The organism is Actinoplanes sp. G11-F43, from assembly GCF_050589265.1.
Lineage (GTDB): Bacteria > Actinomycetota > Actinomycetes > Mycobacteriales > Micromonosporaceae > Actinoplanes.
This window is the reverse complement of the sequence record NZ_JBNZCE010000023.1, coordinates 118,460-134,949: the sequence shown is the minus strand read 5'-3', so window position 1 is coordinate 134,949 and position 16,490 is coordinate 118,460. Positions and strand designations below refer to the sequence as shown.

The following is a 16,490-nucleotide window of genomic DNA, read 5'->3' as shown; positions in this document are numbered from 1 at the left end:
GCACCTCCTTCCCATTGACTCACACAACGCCTGCTCACGTAGCATCACGGATACAAGTTATCCGAGTTGAGGAGTGGGGATCATGCGCGTCGTCGTCGCCGGCGGGACCGGCCTGATCGGGTCGAAACTGGTCGCGTCACTACGTTCCCAAGGTCATGACGCGGTGGCCGCCGCACCAGAGACGGGCGTCGACACCATCACCGGTGAAGGCGTCGCCGCAGCCCTGCACGGGGCGGACGCGGTGGTCGACGTGACCAACCGGATGGTCTTCGAGCCCGAGGCGATCCAGGCCTTCTTCACCACGTCGACCCGAAACCTGATCGAATTCGGCAAGGACGCGGGTGTACGCCACCACGTGGTGCTGTCCATCGTCGGCACCGACCGGCTCTCACACCCCGGTTACCTGAACGCCAAAGCGGCACAGGAGAAGCTCGTCGAGCGGTCCGGACTGCCTTTCACGATCGTACGGGCGACGCAGTTCTTCGAATTCCTGGCCACCATCGGCGCCGGCCTCGCCCAGGACGGGGCGATCGTGCCGCCCACCGCCGACCTGCAGCCGATCGCCGGTGACGACGTCGCCGCCGCGCTCGCCGACGTCGTCACCGGCACACCCCACAACGGCGCCGTGGAGATCGCCGGGCCGGAACGCGCGCCGTTCGCCCGCTTCGTCGGCGCGGCGCTGGCCGCACAGGGCGACGACCGCCCGATCCGCCCGGACGCCGCGGCCCGCTACTTCGGGGTGCCGGTGGTGCGGGACTCGCTCGTCCCGGTCGGAGCGGCCCGCCTCGCCCGGACCACCTGGGCCGACTGGTCCGCGAAACAGCCGGCCTGATCATGAACACCCGCCCCGGCCGAGGTGATGACCGACGAGGAACCCGGCGCGCGGGTCGCCCTGATGGACGCGTTCAACCGCTTCGGGTGCCGGCCCCGGCCCGCGGCTGATCCGGATCAGGGGGCCGGCCGGGATCAGTAGGCTGGCCGGGTGAAGATGTCCGGCGGCGTCGAATGGGCCCTGCACTGCTGCACCCTGCTCAGCCGGGTCACCGAGCCGGTGCCCGCGGCCCGGCTCGCCGAGTACCACGACGTCTCCCCCAGCTATCTGGCCAAGCAGCTGCAACTGCTGTCCCGGGCCGGCCTGGTCCGCTCGGCGCAGGGCAACGCCGGCGGTTACACGCTGACCCGGGAGCCGTCCCGGATCACCGTGCTGGACGTGGTCGAGGCCATCGACGGGCCGCTGCCGGCGTTCCGGTGCGGTGAGGTCCGGCAGCGCGGGCCGATGGCCACACCGGCCGAGAAGTGCACCGAGCCGTGCCCGATCGCCCGGGTGATGGACACCGCCGACCGGGCCTGGCGGGAGTCGCTGCGATCGGTCACCCTCGCCGACCTGGTCGCCGACGCGGACCGGCAGATCACCCCGGCCGACGCCGAACGGGCCGTGACCTGGCTGACTCAGGCCGGCCTGCGCACCCGGTAGCACAGGTGCAGCACCCGGTTGCCGGCGATCACCACGTCCGGGTCCTCCAGCAGGTGCTGGGCGTCGACCGAGCCGAAGAAGCGTTTGCCGGAGCCGAACACCACCGGGACGACATCCATCCGCACCTCGTCGACCAGCCCCGCGGCCAGCGCCTGGCCGCCGACGTCACCGGCGGCGATCTCCACGATCCGGTCGCCGGCCAGCTCCCGCGCCTTCGCCACCGCCGCCTCGACACCGTCGGCGAAGTGGAACGGCGCCGCCGGATCCCAGCCGTCCGGCGGCGGCCGGTGCGTCACCACCACCACGTGGGCGACCCCGCTCGGCGGTTTCCCGTCCCAGCCGCCGGTCACGTCGAAGACGTGCCGGCCGGCGATGGTCACCCCGACCCGGTCCCAGTACGGCCGGGTGTGGTCGAAGGACGCCTGCGACACCTTCAGCACGCCACTGTCGTCCAGCGCGACGTCACCACCGGTCAGCCAGTCGAACAGCGGGCCGGGCCGATCGTTGTCGTCGGCGATGAACCCGTCCACCGACACCGAGCTGTACATGACCACTGTGCCCACTGATTCTCCCTCTGGTTCGGCTACCCCTTCAGTCTGCGGGGCCCGTGCACCATCGGTCTTGTAAGAAATCAATCGGCCGGCAATGACCATCCATCGAGTGTGTGACCCGGGTATTCGCGCAGGAATCGCCGCCGGACCTCGATGTAGCGGGTCGGCGTCAACCCGGTGAACGCCCGGAACTCGTGACCGAAATGGGCCTGGTCGAAATAGCCCGCGGCCCCGGCCAGCGCACCCCAGTCGACCGGTCCGGTGGGGTCGATCGCGAACACCATGGCGGTGAAACGGTGGGCGCGGGCCAGACGTTTCGGGGTGACCCCGATCAATTCCTTATACCGTTGTACGAGGTGGGTGCCGCTGACCCCGGCGGCTGTCGCCAGTTCGCCGATCGGCACCGCGCCGCCGGTCGCCGCGATGACACCGCCGGTGTGCCGGACCAGGCCCATTCCGGCGGTCTCGTCCAGCCGTCGGGTCAGCTCGTCCTCCAGCAGCGTCAGCATCACGTCCGGACCGGCCGCCGAGGCCAGCCGGTCCCGCAATTCGACTGCGGCGCGGCGGCCCCACACCTGCTCGATCGTCACCGGGCAGTCCCGGAGCTCGGCGGCGGGCATCGGCAGGAACGGGGCCGCGCCCCACGGTTTGAAATGCACACCCACCGACCGGGAACAGGGCGGGTAGCCGAACTCGTACGCGCGGGTGGGCATGGTGATCACACAGCCGTCGGCGTATTCGCCTGCTTTCCGGTCGGCGCCGGCGCGGATCCGGAACGGTGCGCCGAGATTGACGACGAGCAGTGCCGACGGTGCGGGTGGCAACAGCAGGCGGGGGTACGGCGGGGTGCCCGCCAGGTAGTAGAGGTCGGCGATCAGTTCGTGCAGTGGTGGGCGCGGGGGCCGGGACACGTACTCCATCAGTCTCCGCGGTTTCGTCTTCTCATCAGGGCGGCGGCGCCGACCACCGCGGCACCGAGGAGGAAACCGGTGAGCAGGTGGTTCCCCGGTCGATTCACCGGCACGGGTTCGGCCTCCTCGGCCGGCGCGGGCTCTGCCGTGGGCGGCTCGGGGGCGATGTGGATGGAGGCGCTGGTGACCGCCAGGATCAGGGCGCAGGCCGCTTGCAGGATAATGATGCCGACGGCCAGCCGGGCCATTCCGTTCTCCGGTTCCGGGGTGTCCGCGGTGAAGAACACGGCGACCGAATAATAGAGGCAGGTGAGCAGGTCGGAGAGAATACCCGGCACCGTTTCCCGGGTCACCGTCAGCGCGCCGAATCGTGCGCCCTGGCCGACGGCGAAATAGAGGATCAGGGTGCTGATGAACAGGGAGTAGATGGCCGCACCGACCAGGGTCTTGACTTCGGCGAGGTAGGTTCCGGAGGCGCGGTTCTCGAAATAGCGGCCGGCGCCGTGAAAACCCAGACCATACGAGCCGATTCTTGCGTACGACACACAGGCCTCGCCGTAGAACGCCAGCAACTGTAGTACGGCCAACGTGGCCGACGCCCAGGCCAGTGTGGCCACCGCCGGTGGTGGATCGAGGATCGGGGTGCCCGCCAGGAAGAGGAACAATGCGATGTAGAGGCCGAGCGCGGTGAAATCGTAGATGCCGTGGCGGATGAACCTCACCATCGCCTTCACGGCTGGGCCGCGACGGCTTGCGGCTCTGATCAGCGGGTATTCCAGCACACCCAGAGGGAGAACGTTCCGTCCACCGGAGCGATCCAGCGCTGTCCAGTAGGCGGACTCGGTGAAATCATTCTCATGTGCATTGATCTCGGCGATGAAATCCGGGCCGCGACGGAAGATCCATCTGATGTTCGACACCGTCCCGATCAGCTTGACACCCTGCACCAGCACTAAAACGCTGCCCACGGCGATGAATGCGTGGTGTACGTTCAAGCCGCCATCCCCTCCACTTTTCCGCCCATTCTCGCGGGCCGGGCATTCACCCGCAAGACCGTCGGTGGTGCGCGCCGTCGACGACGGCTGTGGGCATGATCGGGCGGTGACCAGACTCGACGACGAGCTGATCGAACCGCGCCGGGAGATCCACCGCCACCCCGAGTCGGCCGGAGCGGAACGCCGTCCCGCGTCCCGGAGTCTTGCTCTTGGCCGCCGGCCCGCTCGCGGTCAATTCCCGCGCGAGTGTCCACCCACTTCCGACTCGGCCCCTAGCCGATCTTGGTAGTTTTACCACCTTCTAAGTCTTTTCTCAGCCACCTGATCACTTGCGGTCAATCCCTCGCGCGGGCAAACCCGTCCCGCCAAGATCTTGGTGGATTTGCCACCTTATCGGGCCTTCTTCTCAAGTGCTGGCCCGCTTGCGGTCCATTCCTCGCGCGAGTGTCCGCCTTCCAACTCCGCCGTGACCGATCTTGGTGGATTTACCACCGTTTCCGGTGGTAAATCCACCAAGATCTCTGCTGGGCGAGTCGTCCGCGCGAGGGATTGACCGCAAGTGATCAGGCGGCCGAGAGCAGGGCTCTATCCGGTGGAAAATCCGCCAAGATCGGCCAGGGTGGGGCCGGCCGGCGGACACTCGCGAAGGGAATTGACCGCGAACGGCGGACGCTCGCGCAGGAGATTGACCGCGAACGGCGACACTCGCGCAGGAAATTGACCGCGGATGGGCCAGCAGCCCAGAGGAAGACCCTTTTCCGGTGGAAAAACCTATCAAGATCGCCGCGGGCCCAGGGCCGGTACCGGCGGCCGCCGGCGGGCGGGTGACGGCTGACGGGTGACGGCTGCCGGGTGACGGGTGGCGGGTGGCGGCTGACGGGTGGCGGCTGCTGGGTGGCGGGTGACGGGTGGCGGCTAACGGCTAACGGCTAACGGCTAACGGCTAACGGCTAACGGCTTACGGATGGCGGATGGCGGATGGCGGATGGCGGATGGCGGATGGCGGATCATGATCGAGTCGCCCGGCTCCGGAACGTTGGCGAGTCCTCCGAGAGCGGCCAGGGTGGGGCAGGAAGCGAACGCCCGCGTGGGAGATCGACCGCGAGCGAGCCGGGACAGGGCCGTCTGGAGCGGGCGAGCGGCAAGGAAGACCGGCGGGCTGCGGCCCCGACAGGACCATGGTGGAATCGGCGGGCGCCGGCGTTGACGGTGGGCGGGGGCGGGCGTTAGATAGGCAGGCCCCAAGATCGAAACCTTGAGGAAATGAGCGTGAGAGCGATCCCCAGGACACCCCTGTCGCTGCCGAGGCCGCCGGAGCGGGCGCCGGAATTCGGGCGTGAGGCGCTGATCGTGTGTGAGAGCCTGGTGCGCATCTATCAGACCGGGTCGATCGAGGTGCAGGCGCTGCAGGGGCTGGACCTGCTGGTCGGCGAGGGTGAGATGGTCGCCGTCGTGGGGGCGTCGGGGTCGGGGAAGTCGACTCTGCTGTCGATTCTGGCCGGGATCGACGCGCCGACCGCGGGCCGGGCCCGGGTCGGTGAGTGGGATCTGCTGGGCATGTCGCGGGGGGATCGGGTGCGGTACCGGCGGCACACCGTCGGGTTCGTCCGGCAGCAGACCGCCGCCAACCTGGTGCCCTATCTGACCGCGAGTCAGGTGGTGGAGTTGCCGATGACCGCGGCCCGTGTCAAGGCCGGAGCGCGCCGGGAGCGGGCCGCCGAGCTGTTGGCGGCCTTGGATGTCGCGGACTGCGCGGACCGGAGGCCGGGCCAGATGTCGGGTGGGCAGCAGCAGCGGGTGGCGATCGCGGTGGCGCTGGCCAACCAGCCGAAGGTGTTGTTCGCCGACGAGCCGACCGGCGAGCTGGACACGGTCACCTCGGCGGGGGTGTTCGAGGCGATGCGGCACGTGAACCGGGAGTTCGGGGTGACCGTCGTGGTCGTCACCCACGATCCGGAGGTGAGCGGGCAGGTGGAACGCACGATCGCGATCCGGGACGGGCGGACCAGCAGTGAGGTGTTGCGGCGTACCGAGACCGGCGAGGACGGGGACACACGGGTGATCGCGGAGGAGTACGCGGTGATGGACCGGGCCGGGCGGGTGCAGATCCCCCGCGAGTACCGGGAGGCCCTGGAGCTGACCCGGCGGGTGCGGCTGGCTCTGGAGGCCGACCACGTGACCATCCACTCCGACCCGTCGTGACGGCGCTGGTGCGGGTCCGGGGCGTGCACCGGACGTTCAACCGGACCGTGCACGCGCTGCGCGGGGTGTCCTTCGATGTCGAGGCCGGGACGATGGTGGCGCTGGCCGGGCGGTCCGGGTCGGGCAAGACGACGCTGCTGAACGTGGTCGGCGGGCTGGACAAGCCGGACGAGGGTGAGGTGTTCGTCGACGGCGTGGAGGTGACCGCCCTCGACGAGGACGGGCTGTCGCGGCTGCGGCGGGAGAGGGTGGCGTACGTGTTCCAGACGTTCGGCCTGATCCCGGTGCTGTCGGCGGCGGAGAACGTGGGCGCGCCGCTGCGGCTGGCCCGGATGGCCCCGGCCGAGCGGGAGAAGCGGGTGGCGCTGCTGCTGGAGCTGGTCGGCCTGGCTGATCACGCGGCGCAGCGGCCGGGTGAGATGTCGGGTGGGCAGCAGCAGCGGGTGGCGATCGCGCGGGCCCTGGCGGCGTCGCCGCGGCTGTTGATCGCGGACGAGCCGACCGGGCAGCTGGACGCCGAGACCGGTCGGTCCGTGATGGCTCTGCTGCGTGCGGTGGTCGAGTCGGAGGGTGTGACGGCGATCGTGTCGACCCACGACCCGGTGATGATGGCGCTGGCGGACCGGGTGGTCCGGATCAGTGACGGCCGGGTGGACGGGTAGTGCTGCTGCGACGGGCCAGGGCCCAGTGGCCGCTGCTGGCCGCCCTGCTGCTGGTGGTGGTGATCGGGGCGACGCTGCTCGGGGTGTGCGCGCTGCTGGTGACGAGTTCGGCGGACCGGGCGCGGGAGGTGGCGGCGTCCCGGGCCACCGGTACCGAGGTGACCGCGTACACGGTGGCGATCGGTGCCGCCGACGCCGCCTCGGTCGCCGCCGACACCGCTGACGTGCTGATCGAGGCGTTGCGGCCGTTTCCGGCCGAGCCGCGCGGGCGGGCCGCCTCGATCGTGCGCGGGCTGCCGGACGTCAAGGGCGCGGTGGCGTACCTGGGTGGGGTGCAGGATCTGCCCGGCCGGGCCACTCTGGTCACCGGGCGCTGGCCGGCCGCCGCCGGGGAGACCGTCGTGCTGGACACCACGGCCCGGCTTCTGGATCTCTCCCCCGGCAGCCGGGTCCGGCTGGGTGCCGAGCACGGCCGGGATCCGGCGCCGGGGATGGGCCTGACCGTGGTCGGGGTGGTGCGGGCGCTGCCCGGGGCCGGCTGGGACCGGGATCCGCTCGGCGGCGCCGGCTACGACCCGGCTTTCCGGGACGGGTCGTCGTTGCAGCCGGCGCGGGCGTTCGGGCCGTTTCTGATCGGCTATCGGGAGCTGTTGTCCAACGGGTCGGCGCTGGCCCGTCTGGAGGTCACCGCCACCCCGGATCTGTCCGATCCGGATCATCGGGATCTGGTCCGGGTGACGGCCTCGGTGCGGGCCGCGGACGCCCGGCTGTCGGCGGTGGTCGGCGACCGGGTGCAGATCCAGCGGATCAGTTCGCGGTTGCCGTCGCTGCTGCTCACCGACGCCGAACGGCAGCGGGTGACCACGTCGGCGGTGCTGTCGGTGGCGGTCCTCGGGGCGGTGCTGACCGGTACCGCGCTGGCGCTGGCCGGGCGGCTGACGGCCGGGGTGCGGGCCTCGGAGACGGCGCTGCTGACCGCGATGGGCACCAGCCGGCCGCAGTTGGCGCTGCGCGCCGGCACCGAGGCGGGTCTGCTGGCGCTGGCCGGGGCGGTGCTGGCGGTGCCGCTGTCGTCGCTGGTGCACTCGGCGCTGACCCGGACGGCACCGCTGTCCGGGGCCGGGCTGGGCACCGATCCGCTGGTCACCGGGGTGCAGGTGGGTGTGGTGTTCGGCGGGGCGCTGCTGTTCGCCGGGTTGTCCACCCGCACCGGGGCGCAGGAGTGGCCGTCGGTGGCGCGCGCCGGTGGGGACGTGGCGTTGGCCGTACTGGCAATCGGGGGTTGGTGGCAGTTGCGGTCGACGGAGTCGACCGGTGTGGACGCGGTGCGGGTGCTGGCGCCGGGGCTGCTGCTGGTGGCCGGGTGTGCGCTGGTGTTGCGGCTGGTCCCACCCGCGCTGGGAGCCGCCGACCGGCTGGCCCGCGGGGCGCGGGGGCTGGCGTTCCCGCTGGCGGTGTTCGAGGCGGCGCGACGGCCGCGGGCCACGGCGGCCGGGCTGCTGGTCACCCTGGGCTGTGCGGCGGCGACGTTCGCGGTGGCGTTCGGCGGTACGTGGCAGAAGTCCCAGATCGATCAGGCCGACCTGGCCGTCGGCACCGATCTGGCGATCACCCTGTCCACGCCGGCGCTGGCCGGTCAGGGGCAGCGGATCGCCGAGGCCGTCGGCGGCACGGTCGGCCCGGCCGGTGACCGCGGGGTGGCGATCGGGCAGTGGCTGGGCGCCGGTGACCCGCCGCATCTGGTGGCCACCACCTCGCCGGGCCGTGTGCCGGTCGAGGGCATCCCGCTGGCCGAGGGGGCCGCGCTGCGGATCACCGTGTCGCGCGCTCCGGGGGTGTCGGTCACCCCGCGTCTGATCCTGGAGGAGGCGACCGGGCTGCGCACCACCTGTGTGGCCTCGGCGGTGCCGCTCGACGGGCGTACCCACACGATCTCCGGTTGTGTCCCGGCCCCGGGCCAGCAACTGGTGACCGTGATGTTGCCGGTGACCGCGGACTTCTTCAGCTTCGACGCGCCGACCACCATCGACATGGACGTCACGATCGCTATTCCCGGGCGTGGTGAGTGGATCGCGACGTCGGCTGAGCCGTACCCCGAACAGGTGTTGTCCCCGGCGGTGACGGTGACCGGAAAAGCCCTGCGGATGACCGCTCAGGTCCAGATCGGCGGCAACCCGGACGCGGCGCTGAACCTGGTGGCGACCGCGTTCGGTGACCCGGGCCGGATCCCGGTGGCGGTCGCCGAACGGTTCGCCGGCGAACTGTCCCTGAAACCCGGCGACCAACTGGACATGATGGTCAACACGACGGCGGTGCCGATCACGGTCGCCGAGGTGGTTCCGGCGGTGCCGTCCGCGCCCGGCGCGCCCGCGCTGCGCGCCGACATCGACACCCTGTCGCGGGCGCTGCTGCTGCGCGGCGACCCGCGCTATCCGATCGACGCCTGGTGGGTCACCGATCCGCGGGACCCGGACGCGGCGGCGGGCCTCCATCTGGGCGAGACCGTCACGCGTACGGGTGAGGCCGAGCGCCTGAGCAACGGCCCCACCGCGGCCGCGCTGCCGGCGATGCTGCGACTGTTGACCCCGGCGGCGCTGCTGCTGGTGCTGGCCGGGCTGATCGTGCACGTGACCTGTGATCTGCAGGCCCGTGCGGTGGAGGTGGCCCGGTTGCGTGGCCTGGGCATGAGCCGTCGCGACATCCGCACCACCCTGCTCGGCCAGCACGGCCTGGTGCTGGTGCCGCTGCTGACCGCCGGAACGCTGGTCGGGGCGCTGGCCACCTGGACGATCGGTCCGCTGCTGGTCCGTTCCGAGTCGGGTTCGGCGCCGAACCCGGCCGCCGCGCCGGTGTGGCCGTGGGCGGCCGAGGCCGGGCTGCTGGCCGTGCTGTTCACCACGTCGCTGCTGGCCGTCACGGTCGTGGTGACGGTGCTCGCCCGGCGGGCCGACGCCGCGCACCTGCGGGTCACGTCATGAGCCTGCACTGGGCCGGGATCCGCGGCCGGGCCCGCGCCGACGCCGGGCCGCTGCTGCTGGTGGCCGGGGTGGTGACGCTGGTCAGCGCCCTCGCCGCGGCGGTGCCGGTGGTGTCCCGGGAGACCGCCGACGCGGCGGTGCGCGACGCGGTCCGGCAGGCCGGGCCGGCCGCCGACACGGTGGTCAGCAGCGGCTGGGAGCCGGACTACGGGCTGGGCGGCCGGTTCCGGATGCCGCGGCTGGCCGACGACATGGACGACATGACCGCCCGGGCGCTGGACGAACTCGGCGAACAGCTGCGGCCGGTGATGCGGCCGCCGGTGGCGTCGGTGATCGGGCCGACGCTGAAGGTCAGTGACGGCAGTGCCGGGCGCACCCTGCGGATGGCCTATCTCTCCTCCGGCGAGGGTCCGGGAGTCGACTGGATCTCGGGTGCCGCCCCGGAGGCCACCGAGGAGGGGCAGCGGGAGATCCCGGAGACCTCGTCGTGGCGGGTCCACATCGGGCTGTCCGAGACGGCGGCCACCGCGATGGGCGTACGGGCCGGTGCGGTTCTGAAGATCAACGACGATCGGGGCTCGGCCAAGAACGTCAAGGTCAGCGGCGTCTTCCGGCCCACCGACCCGGCCGACCCGGCCTGGCGGATCGCCCCCTGGCTGCTGGAACCAGCGGCGAGCCTGGACGGCCGGGGCACCACCCGGTTCGGCGGGCTGCTGACCGCGGCGTCGCTGCCCGACGCGCGGTTGGCGTTCGACGAGGACCAATTGCGGCGTACGGTCACCTTCTCCCCCGACCCGGCCCAGCTCTCCTGGGCGGCGGTCCAGCGGATCGTGGACAGTTCGGTCCAGTTGGAGGCCACCTCCGCGTCGTCGGCCTCCGTCAGCCTGTCGACCCGCTGGCAGTCCGGCCTCGACAGCGTCCTCAAGGCGGTGGCCGCGCAGATCGAGGCGGCCCTGGTGCAGGCGTCGGTGCTGCTCACGTCGGTGCTGGCCGGGGCGGTGCTGGTGCTGCTGCTGGCCGCCGAACTCGTGGTCCGGCGCCGGTCGGCGGCCCTGGTGCTGGGCCGTCAGCGCGGTGTGTCCCTGCCGGTGCTCGGCGCCGAACTGCTGCTGGAGTCACTCACCGTGGCGGTGCTCGCGGCCGGGCTGGGCGGTGCCGTCGCGGTCCTGGTCACCGGTGGTGCCGTCTGGTGGTGGACGATTCCGGTACTGGTGGTGGCGGCGGTGGCGGTTCCGGCGTACGCGATCGTGGTGTCCGGTCGTGCCACCAGCGACCGGAGGCCGCCCGCGAACCGTGCCGCCCGCCGCTGGATCGCGGTCACCGCCATGCTGCGGCGCCTCGCCGCCGAACTGACCGTGCTGGCCGCCGCGGCCCTCGCCCTGATCGCGCTGCGCCAGCGTGGTCTGGAGTCGGGGTTGCCGGCGGTCGCGCCGACACTCGCGGTGATCGCCGGTGGGCTGCTGCTGGTCCGGGTGCTACCCCTGGTCACCGGCACCGGGTTGCGGCTGGCGGTGCGGTCCCGGCGGCCCCTGCCCCTGTTCGGTACGGCCCAGGCCGCCGCGACGTCCCGCCGCGCGCTGCCGGTGCTGGCGTTGACCGGATCGGCCGCGCTGGCGACGTTCGCGCTGGTCGTCGGGGCCACGGTGACGCAGGGGCTGCGCGACGGGGCGTATGTCTCGGTCGGCGCCGACGCCCGGGTGGATCTCGGCGGTGACGCCGCCGGATCGACCCTGGAGGAGGCCGCGCGGATCGCCGGCCGGCCCGGAGTGACAGCGGTGATGACCGGTCAGGTGATCGACGGGGCCCGGATCGTCGCCGCCGGTAAGGTCGCGCCGTTACGGCTGGTCATCATGGACCGGCCGTCGGAGGTGCTGGTGCGATCCGCCGGCGGCGAGCTGACCCCCGGCATGACCCTGGACATCCCACAGGACGGCGCGCCCAGCATCAAGGTCACCGCGACCGGGGTGGCGCCGGCCGTCGGCGGGGCCACCGACGTGCTGATCGTCGGCACCGAGGCCGGCGTGCCGAGCGTCCCCGACACCATCTGGGTCGACGGGCCCGGTGCCGCCGAGGCCGTCGCCGGGATGCCGGCGGTGCTGCTGACGGAGGTGCTGGCGTCCCGGCAATCCGCTCCCCTGGTGTCCGGGCTGATCCTGCTGACCCGGGTGGCGGCGGTGTTCCTGCTGGTGGCCGGCCTGGTCGGGTTCGTGCTGGCGGCGGCGGCCGGGGCGCCGCAACGCTGGCAGACCTTGAGCCGGCTGCGCACCCTCGGCCTGACCCCGCGCGACGCCCGGCGGGTGGCCGCCGGATCACTGCTGCCACTGGCCCTGCTGGCGGCGGTCGCGGGGCCGCTGCTCGGGATGGCGGTGGTCGCGGTGGTGGCCGGGCCGCTCGGGTTGTCGCTGCTCACCGGTCAGGTCGACACTCCGGCGCTGGTGCTGCCGTGGGCGTGGATCGGGGTGGTGACGGCCGGGTTCCCCCTGGCCGTGGCGGTGGTGGTCGGTGCCGAGGCACTGGTGCGGCGGCGTCTGCGCCTGGCCGACGTGCTCCGGGTCGGTGGCTGACCCGGTATCTCTCGGCCAGCACCGCGCCGATGGTGGCCAGGTGATCGCGCACGCCCGGCGGGCCGATCACCTCGATCCAGTCGACCAGGCCGGCCAGTTCACCGGCGAGGGCGTACTCGCTGTGACCGCGAATGGTCACCGCGATCCGGCCGTCGGCGGTGGCGTCACCCACGTCGAGGCGGTCGCCGACCACCATCCGCAGCCGGGCCAGCTCGTGCGGGACGCAGACCGCCCGGACCGTGACCGGTGACCGCCGGCGCTCGACCTCACCGGCGATCTCACGCCAGCTCCCGGCCAGGTCGAACCCCTCCGGCCGGTGCACCGGCTCGCCGGTCGGGTCCACCGACGACACCCGGTCGATCCGGAACGTGCGGCGGCCCGCCTCGGTGCCGGCGACGAGATACCACCACGGGCCTTTGCCGACGATACCCAGCGGGTGGACGATCCGGTCGGTGGTGGCGCCGCTCCCCCCGGTGCTACTCCCGCCGGTGCCGCTCCCCCCGGTGCCGCTCCCCCCGGTGCCGCTCTCGCCGGTGCCGCTCTCGCTGGTGTAGCCGAGTCGCACCTGGACACCGTGGATCACCGCGTCCTGCAGGGCGTCGAGCAGCGGTGGCCGGCGCCGGTCGACCGGGCTGGACCCCCATCGGTGCGGATCCAGGACCTGTGCGGTCGACGCCGCCTCGGCCCGATCCCGGAACGGCTCCGGCAGGGCCCGCACCAGTTTGCGCAGGGCCGCCTTCACCGCCGGGGAGGCCGCCGCGGCCGGGCCGGCCACCAGGAACAGGGCGCGCGCCTCCCCCTCGGTCAGCCCGGACAGATCGGTGCGGGCGCCGCCGACCAGACGCCAGCCGCCACCCCGGCCCCGGGTCGCGTAGACCGGCACGCCGGCCGTGGACAGCGCGTCCAGGTCGCGGCGGGCGGTGCGCTCGGAGATCTCCAGCTCCCGGGCGGCCTCGGCCGCGGTCAGATGCCGGCGCTGTTGCAGCAGAAGGAGAACGGCCATCAGGCGGTCGGCTCGCATGCCGCTGATCTTTCCGATGAAACCGGTCAGAGGATGACCGGTTTCGGTCCGCATCCTGATCGGCATGAACACAGATTTCCCCGAACCCACCATGATTCCGGTCAACGGTGTGGAACTCGAAGTCTTCGAAGCCGGCAGCGGCCAGCCGATTGTGCTCTGTCACGGCTGGCCGGAACTCGCCTGGTCGTGGCGTCATCAGGTGCCCACGCTCGCGGCGGCCGGCTACCACGTGATCGTGCCGAATCAGCGGGGCTTCGGCGGCTCATCCCGTCCGGCGGAGGTCACCGAATACGACGTCGACCATCTGACCGGTGATCTCGTCGCCCTTCTGGACCATTACGGGTATGACGACGCCGTTTTCGCCGGCCACGACTGGGGCGCGATGGTGGTCTGGGGCTTGGCCCTGCTGCATCCCGGCCGCGTCGACCGGATCGTCAACCTGAGCGTGCCCTATATGGAACGCGGCGATCGTCCGTGGATCGAATTCCTCGCGGACCTGCTCGGCGAGGACAACTATTTCGTCCACTTCAACCGGCGGCCAGGCGTGGCGGACGCACTTTTCGCCGAGAACCCGCACCGTTTCCTCACCAACATGTTCCGCAAGAACCTGCCGGAACCCGGCATCTCACCGATCGATCTGGCCCGAGCCGGGAAGCCCGCCGGCGACCCACTGATGACCGACGAGGAACTGAAGGTCTTCGTCACCACTTTCCAGTCGACGGGCTTCACCGGGGGCATCAACTGGTATCGCAACCTGGACCGCAACTGGCACCGGCTGGCCACCGCCGACCCGGTGATCCACCAGCCCACCCTGATGATCTACGGCGACCGTGACATGGTCGCCCGCTCGCAACGACTGACCGAATCCGTCCCCAACGCCGAGGTGATCAGCCTGGACTCCGGCCACTGGATCCAGCAGGAACGCCCCGAGGAAACCACGCAGGCGATCCTGAAATGGCTGGCCAACACCTAAAACCTTTCGGGGGTACGCCAATCGGCCCCACAGAGATCGGGCCGCCCCGCCTCGTCCCCGCGAGCAATGCGCCACCCCGGACCACCCGGCGCCCACCGGGCGAATGCGGCGGTGACGGCCACCCCCAGTGATCCTCGCCAGTCTCGGCGGGCGCGTGCCCGCACCCGCCCGCCGAGCCCACCCCTCAGGTCGTTCCGAAGGTTGCAGGACTGGCCGCGTTCATCGCTCCCACTGTCGAACCTCGTCCACCATCCGACCCCCACCCGGACGCATCTCGACCATCCAGAGCCGGAATGGAGAATTCTGCACGGTTCCGTGCCACGCGCCGGCAAATCCCTCACCGGGGCGTCCAACCGGCCGCGACCACAACCCTGGCAGATTCACCACCGCTTCTGAGTCTTGTTCTCGGCTGCCTGATCACTTGCGGTCAATCCCTCAAGCGGGCGACCCACTCAGCAGCAATCTTGCCGGATTTTCCACCGGAAACGGTGGTAAATCCGCCAAGATCGGCCAGGGCGGAGCTGGAACGCGGACACTCCCGCGAGGAATTGACCGCGAGCGGGCCAGCAGCCAAGAACAAGACTCTTTCCGGTGGTGAATCCGCCAAGATCGCCGCGAGGAGGTGCGCGGGGAATCGGCCGGAGCGCGGCGGGATAGCGCGCGGAAGGCTCCAAAGAATGGTTGATCCGCCGAGATCTCCGTGCGAGGGAACGGCGGGTTCAAACGCGTCCGTTACGCGAGATCACCCTGGTGGCAGGCCTGGACGAGGATCCTCAACGCGTAGGTGAGGCCGGCCTTGTCCGCCTCGATGCAGCGGCGTAGGTAACCGGCCGGCTCATTGTCGTTCATCCGCCCATTCTCGACTGCCCTGCCGCCGCCGGCCCGCTTCGACGGAGGAGCCGGCCTGTTCAGGGTGGTTCCCCGGACGACGCGGATTGCGCCGCCCGGGGAATCGCCGGCACTGGTCAGACGCAGGAGCTGCTGCTTCTCGCCTTGTACGGGACGACCCGCCAGTTGGTGTTCAAGGCGAGATTGGATTCGCCGCCCGGGCCCTTGATGTCTGAGCGGGCCCGGGCCCAGTCGCCCGGCGAGCCCTTCCACAGCTGGGCGCAGAACCCGGCTCCGATGAAGATCGTCCTCGCGTAGCCCCAGTACAGCGGCGCCTGACTGGTCCTCTTCCCGGGCTCCAGGATGCCCTCGTACAGGTGCTCTCCGGAGTAGCCGACGCCGATGCCGACGGAGTGCAGCGCCGGATCGTTGTAGATGTAGTTGGTCGCGGCGTGGGCCGGGGCGGCCGCAGCCGCCGACCCCGTGAGTCCGACGGTGGCCGCCAAGGCGAAGCGGGCGGCGATCGTGCGGATTCGAGACATGCGGGTGTCCTCCTCTTACCGGGAAGTCGCCGCTGAGTGCGGCGGCGATCGATATCGGCAGCGTGGCCGTCCGGGACCGGGGCGGACAATGCGCAACTGTCGGTGACCTGGGATTTCCGGTGCCCTCCGACAGATAGCGGTGAAATAGTGGCGGGAGTCGATGCGGGGGGATTCTGATGAACTCAACGACCACGCCGCCGTGGTGGCGGACCGTCGACGAGGCGGCGCAGCTGATCGCGTCGACGGTCACGGCAGCGGTCACCCACGCCGCCCGGCACGGCACCTACACCGCACCGCCGGGGGCTCCGCAGCCACGCCGGCGGCGGGAACCGGCCTCGCTGCGGCACCTGGCCGAGGTGATCCGCACCCACCGGCTGGCGCCGGGGGCTTCGGTCGACAAGGACGTCATCGCGGGTGTGCTGGCCGGGAATCCGCGTTACGTCAGCGACGATCTGGTGGTGGTCGCGGTGACGAGGGCCGCGCATCTGATCGCCCGGGCGCCGTTCGGTGAGCTGGACGAGAAACGGCTGGCCGTCGCGTGCGAGCACGTGACAGTGCTGATCGAGGCGGCCCGGGAGGCCGACCGCCGCACCTTCGACCTGGTTCCGGTACGGCCGAAGGCACCGGCGCCGGCACCGGCCCGGATCCGGGTGGCGGTGATCGCCGGCGAGGTCCCGGCCGGCGGATCGCGGCGGCTGGGTGTGCTCGCCGCGGGTGTGTGTGCCGCCACCGCTGTCGGGATCCTGGTTCAGGAGCTGGTGGTGCGGGTCAGCGGCTGGGCATTCTGAG

General features: G+C 71.4%; 12 protein-coding genes and 1 pseudogene. 8 read left to right on the top strand and 5 right to left on the bottom strand.

Annotated elements, in window-relative coordinates; all coding sequences use genetic code 11:
* Positions 1–82: 82 nt before the first annotated feature.
* The gene (locus ACQ0O7_RS26270; protein ID WP_430785313.1) at positions 83–832 is read left to right on the top strand and encodes an SDR family oxidoreductase; all 750 of its coding nucleotides are present in this window, start codon (positions 83–85) and stop codon (positions 830–832) included.
* A 156-nt stretch (positions 833–988) separates the two neighbouring features.
* Positions 989–1,474 carry an RrF2 family transcriptional regulator gene (locus tag ACQ0O7_RS26265; protein WP_430785645.1) on the top strand — a complete coding sequence of 162 codons (486 nt, stop codon included), beginning with the start codon at positions 989–991 and terminating at the stop codon, positions 1,472–1,474.
* On the opposite strand, the gene ACQ0O7_RS26260 is transcribed toward ACQ0O7_RS26265, so the two are convergent.
* From ACQ0O7_RS26260 to ACQ0O7_RS26250, 3 genes are all read right to left on the bottom strand, one after another.
* Positions 1,450–2,037, bottom strand: a complete 588-nt coding sequence (locus tag ACQ0O7_RS26260; RefSeq protein ID WP_430785311.1) for a dihydrofolate reductase family protein — start codon at positions 2,035–2,037, stop codon at positions 1,450–1,452. The genes ACQ0O7_RS26265 and ACQ0O7_RS26260 overlap by 25 nt on opposite strands.
* Positions 2,038–2,105: 68 nt before the next feature.
* A complete protein-coding gene (locus ACQ0O7_RS26255) occupies positions 2,106–2,945 on the bottom strand; it encodes a helix-turn-helix domain-containing protein (protein ID WP_430785309.1) in 840 nt (279 codons plus the stop codon).
* Positions 2,945–3,931 carry a hypothetical protein gene (locus ACQ0O7_RS26250; protein WP_430785307.1) on the bottom strand — a complete coding sequence of 329 codons (987 nt, stop codon included), beginning with the start codon at positions 3,929–3,931 and terminating at the stop codon, positions 2,945–2,947. Before ACQ0O7_RS26250 ends, ACQ0O7_RS26255 begins: the two co-directional genes overlap by 1 nt.
* A 1,278-nt stretch (positions 3,932–5,209) precedes the next feature.
* On the opposite strand from ACQ0O7_RS26250, the gene ACQ0O7_RS26245 reads away from it, so the two are divergent.
* Genes ACQ0O7_RS26245 through ACQ0O7_RS26230 form a run of 4 tightly spaced genes read left to right on the top strand, consistent with a single transcriptional unit; the run spans position 5,210 to position 12,337 of the window.
* On the top strand, positions 5,210–6,133 hold the full coding sequence (locus ACQ0O7_RS26245) for an ABC transporter ATP-binding protein (RefSeq protein WP_430785643.1): 924 nt from the start codon (positions 5,210–5,212) through the stop codon (positions 6,131–6,133).
* Positions 6,134–6,138: 5 nt separating this feature from the next.
* Entirely contained in the window at positions 6,139–6,795 is a 657-nt protein-coding gene (locus tag ACQ0O7_RS26240) for an ABC transporter ATP-binding protein (protein WP_430785641.1), read from the top strand.
* On the top strand, positions 6,795–9,773 hold the full coding sequence (locus ACQ0O7_RS26235; RefSeq protein ID WP_430785305.1) for an FtsX-like permease family protein: 2,979 nt from the start codon (positions 6,795–6,797) through the stop codon (positions 9,771–9,773). Before ACQ0O7_RS26240 ends, ACQ0O7_RS26235 begins: the two co-directional genes overlap by 1 nt.
* Positions 9,770–12,337 carry an FtsX-like permease family protein gene (locus ACQ0O7_RS26230; protein ID WP_430785303.1) on the top strand — a complete coding sequence of 856 codons (2,568 nt, stop codon included), beginning with the start codon at positions 9,770–9,772 and terminating at the stop codon, positions 12,335–12,337. Before ACQ0O7_RS26235 ends, ACQ0O7_RS26230 begins: the two co-directional genes overlap by 4 nt.
* Positions 12,338–12,377: 40 nt before the next feature.
* Here the strand turns inward: ACQ0O7_RS26230 and ACQ0O7_RS26225 are convergent.
* Positions 12,378–13,340 (bottom strand): annotated as a pseudogene (locus ACQ0O7_RS26225) (helix-turn-helix transcriptional regulator); the annotation flags it as partial.
* Positions 13,341–13,422: 82 nt separating this feature from the next.
* Between ACQ0O7_RS26225 and ACQ0O7_RS26220 the strand changes: the two are divergent.
* On the top strand, positions 13,423–14,331 hold the full coding sequence (locus ACQ0O7_RS26220) for an alpha/beta fold hydrolase (RefSeq protein WP_430785301.1): 909 nt from the start codon (positions 13,423–13,425) through the stop codon (positions 14,329–14,331).
* A 965-nt stretch (positions 14,332–15,296) separates the two neighbouring features.
* Here the strand turns inward: ACQ0O7_RS26220 and ACQ0O7_RS26215 are convergent.
* Positions 15,297–15,701 carry a hypothetical protein gene (locus tag ACQ0O7_RS26215; protein ID WP_430785299.1) on the bottom strand — a complete coding sequence of 135 codons (405 nt, stop codon included), beginning with the start codon at positions 15,699–15,701 and terminating at the stop codon, positions 15,297–15,299.
* Positions 15,702–15,877: 176 nt separating this feature from the next.
* On the opposite strand from ACQ0O7_RS26215, the gene ACQ0O7_RS26210 reads away from it, so the two are divergent.
* Entirely contained in the window at positions 15,878–16,489 is a 612-nt protein-coding gene (locus ACQ0O7_RS26210; RefSeq protein WP_430785297.1) for a hypothetical protein, read from the top strand.
* The last annotated feature ends 1 nt before the right edge of the window (position 16,490 follow it).

Excerpts from the sequence above, each read along its gene's own strand:
- ACQ0O7_RS26270 (WP_430785313.1), top strand. The coding sequence starts at position 83 with ATGCGCGTCGTCGTCGCCGGCGGGACCGGCCTGATCGGGTCGAAACTG.
- ACQ0O7_RS26265 (WP_430785645.1), top strand. The coding sequence starts at position 989 with ATGTCCGGCGGCGTCGAATGGGCCCTGCACTGCTGCACCCTGCTCAGC.
- ACQ0O7_RS26255 (WP_430785309.1), bottom strand. The coding sequence starts at position 2,945 with ATGGAGTACGTGTCCCGGCCCCCGCGCCCACCACTGCACGAACTGATC.
- ACQ0O7_RS26230 (WP_430785303.1), top strand. The coding sequence starts at position 9,770 with ATGAGCCTGCACTGGGCCGGGATCCGCGGCCGGGCCCGCGCCGACGCC.
- ACQ0O7_RS26220 (WP_430785301.1), top strand. The coding sequence starts at position 13,423 with ATGAACACAGATTTCCCCGAACCCACCATGATTCCGGTCAACGGTGTG.
- ACQ0O7_RS26215 (WP_430785299.1), bottom strand. The coding sequence starts at position 15,701 with ATGTCTCGAATCCGCACGATCGCCGCCCGCTTCGCCTTGGCGGCCACC.
- ACQ0O7_RS26210 (WP_430785297.1), top strand. The coding sequence starts at position 15,878 with ATGAACTCAACGACCACGCCGCCGTGGTGGCGGACCGTCGACGAGGCG.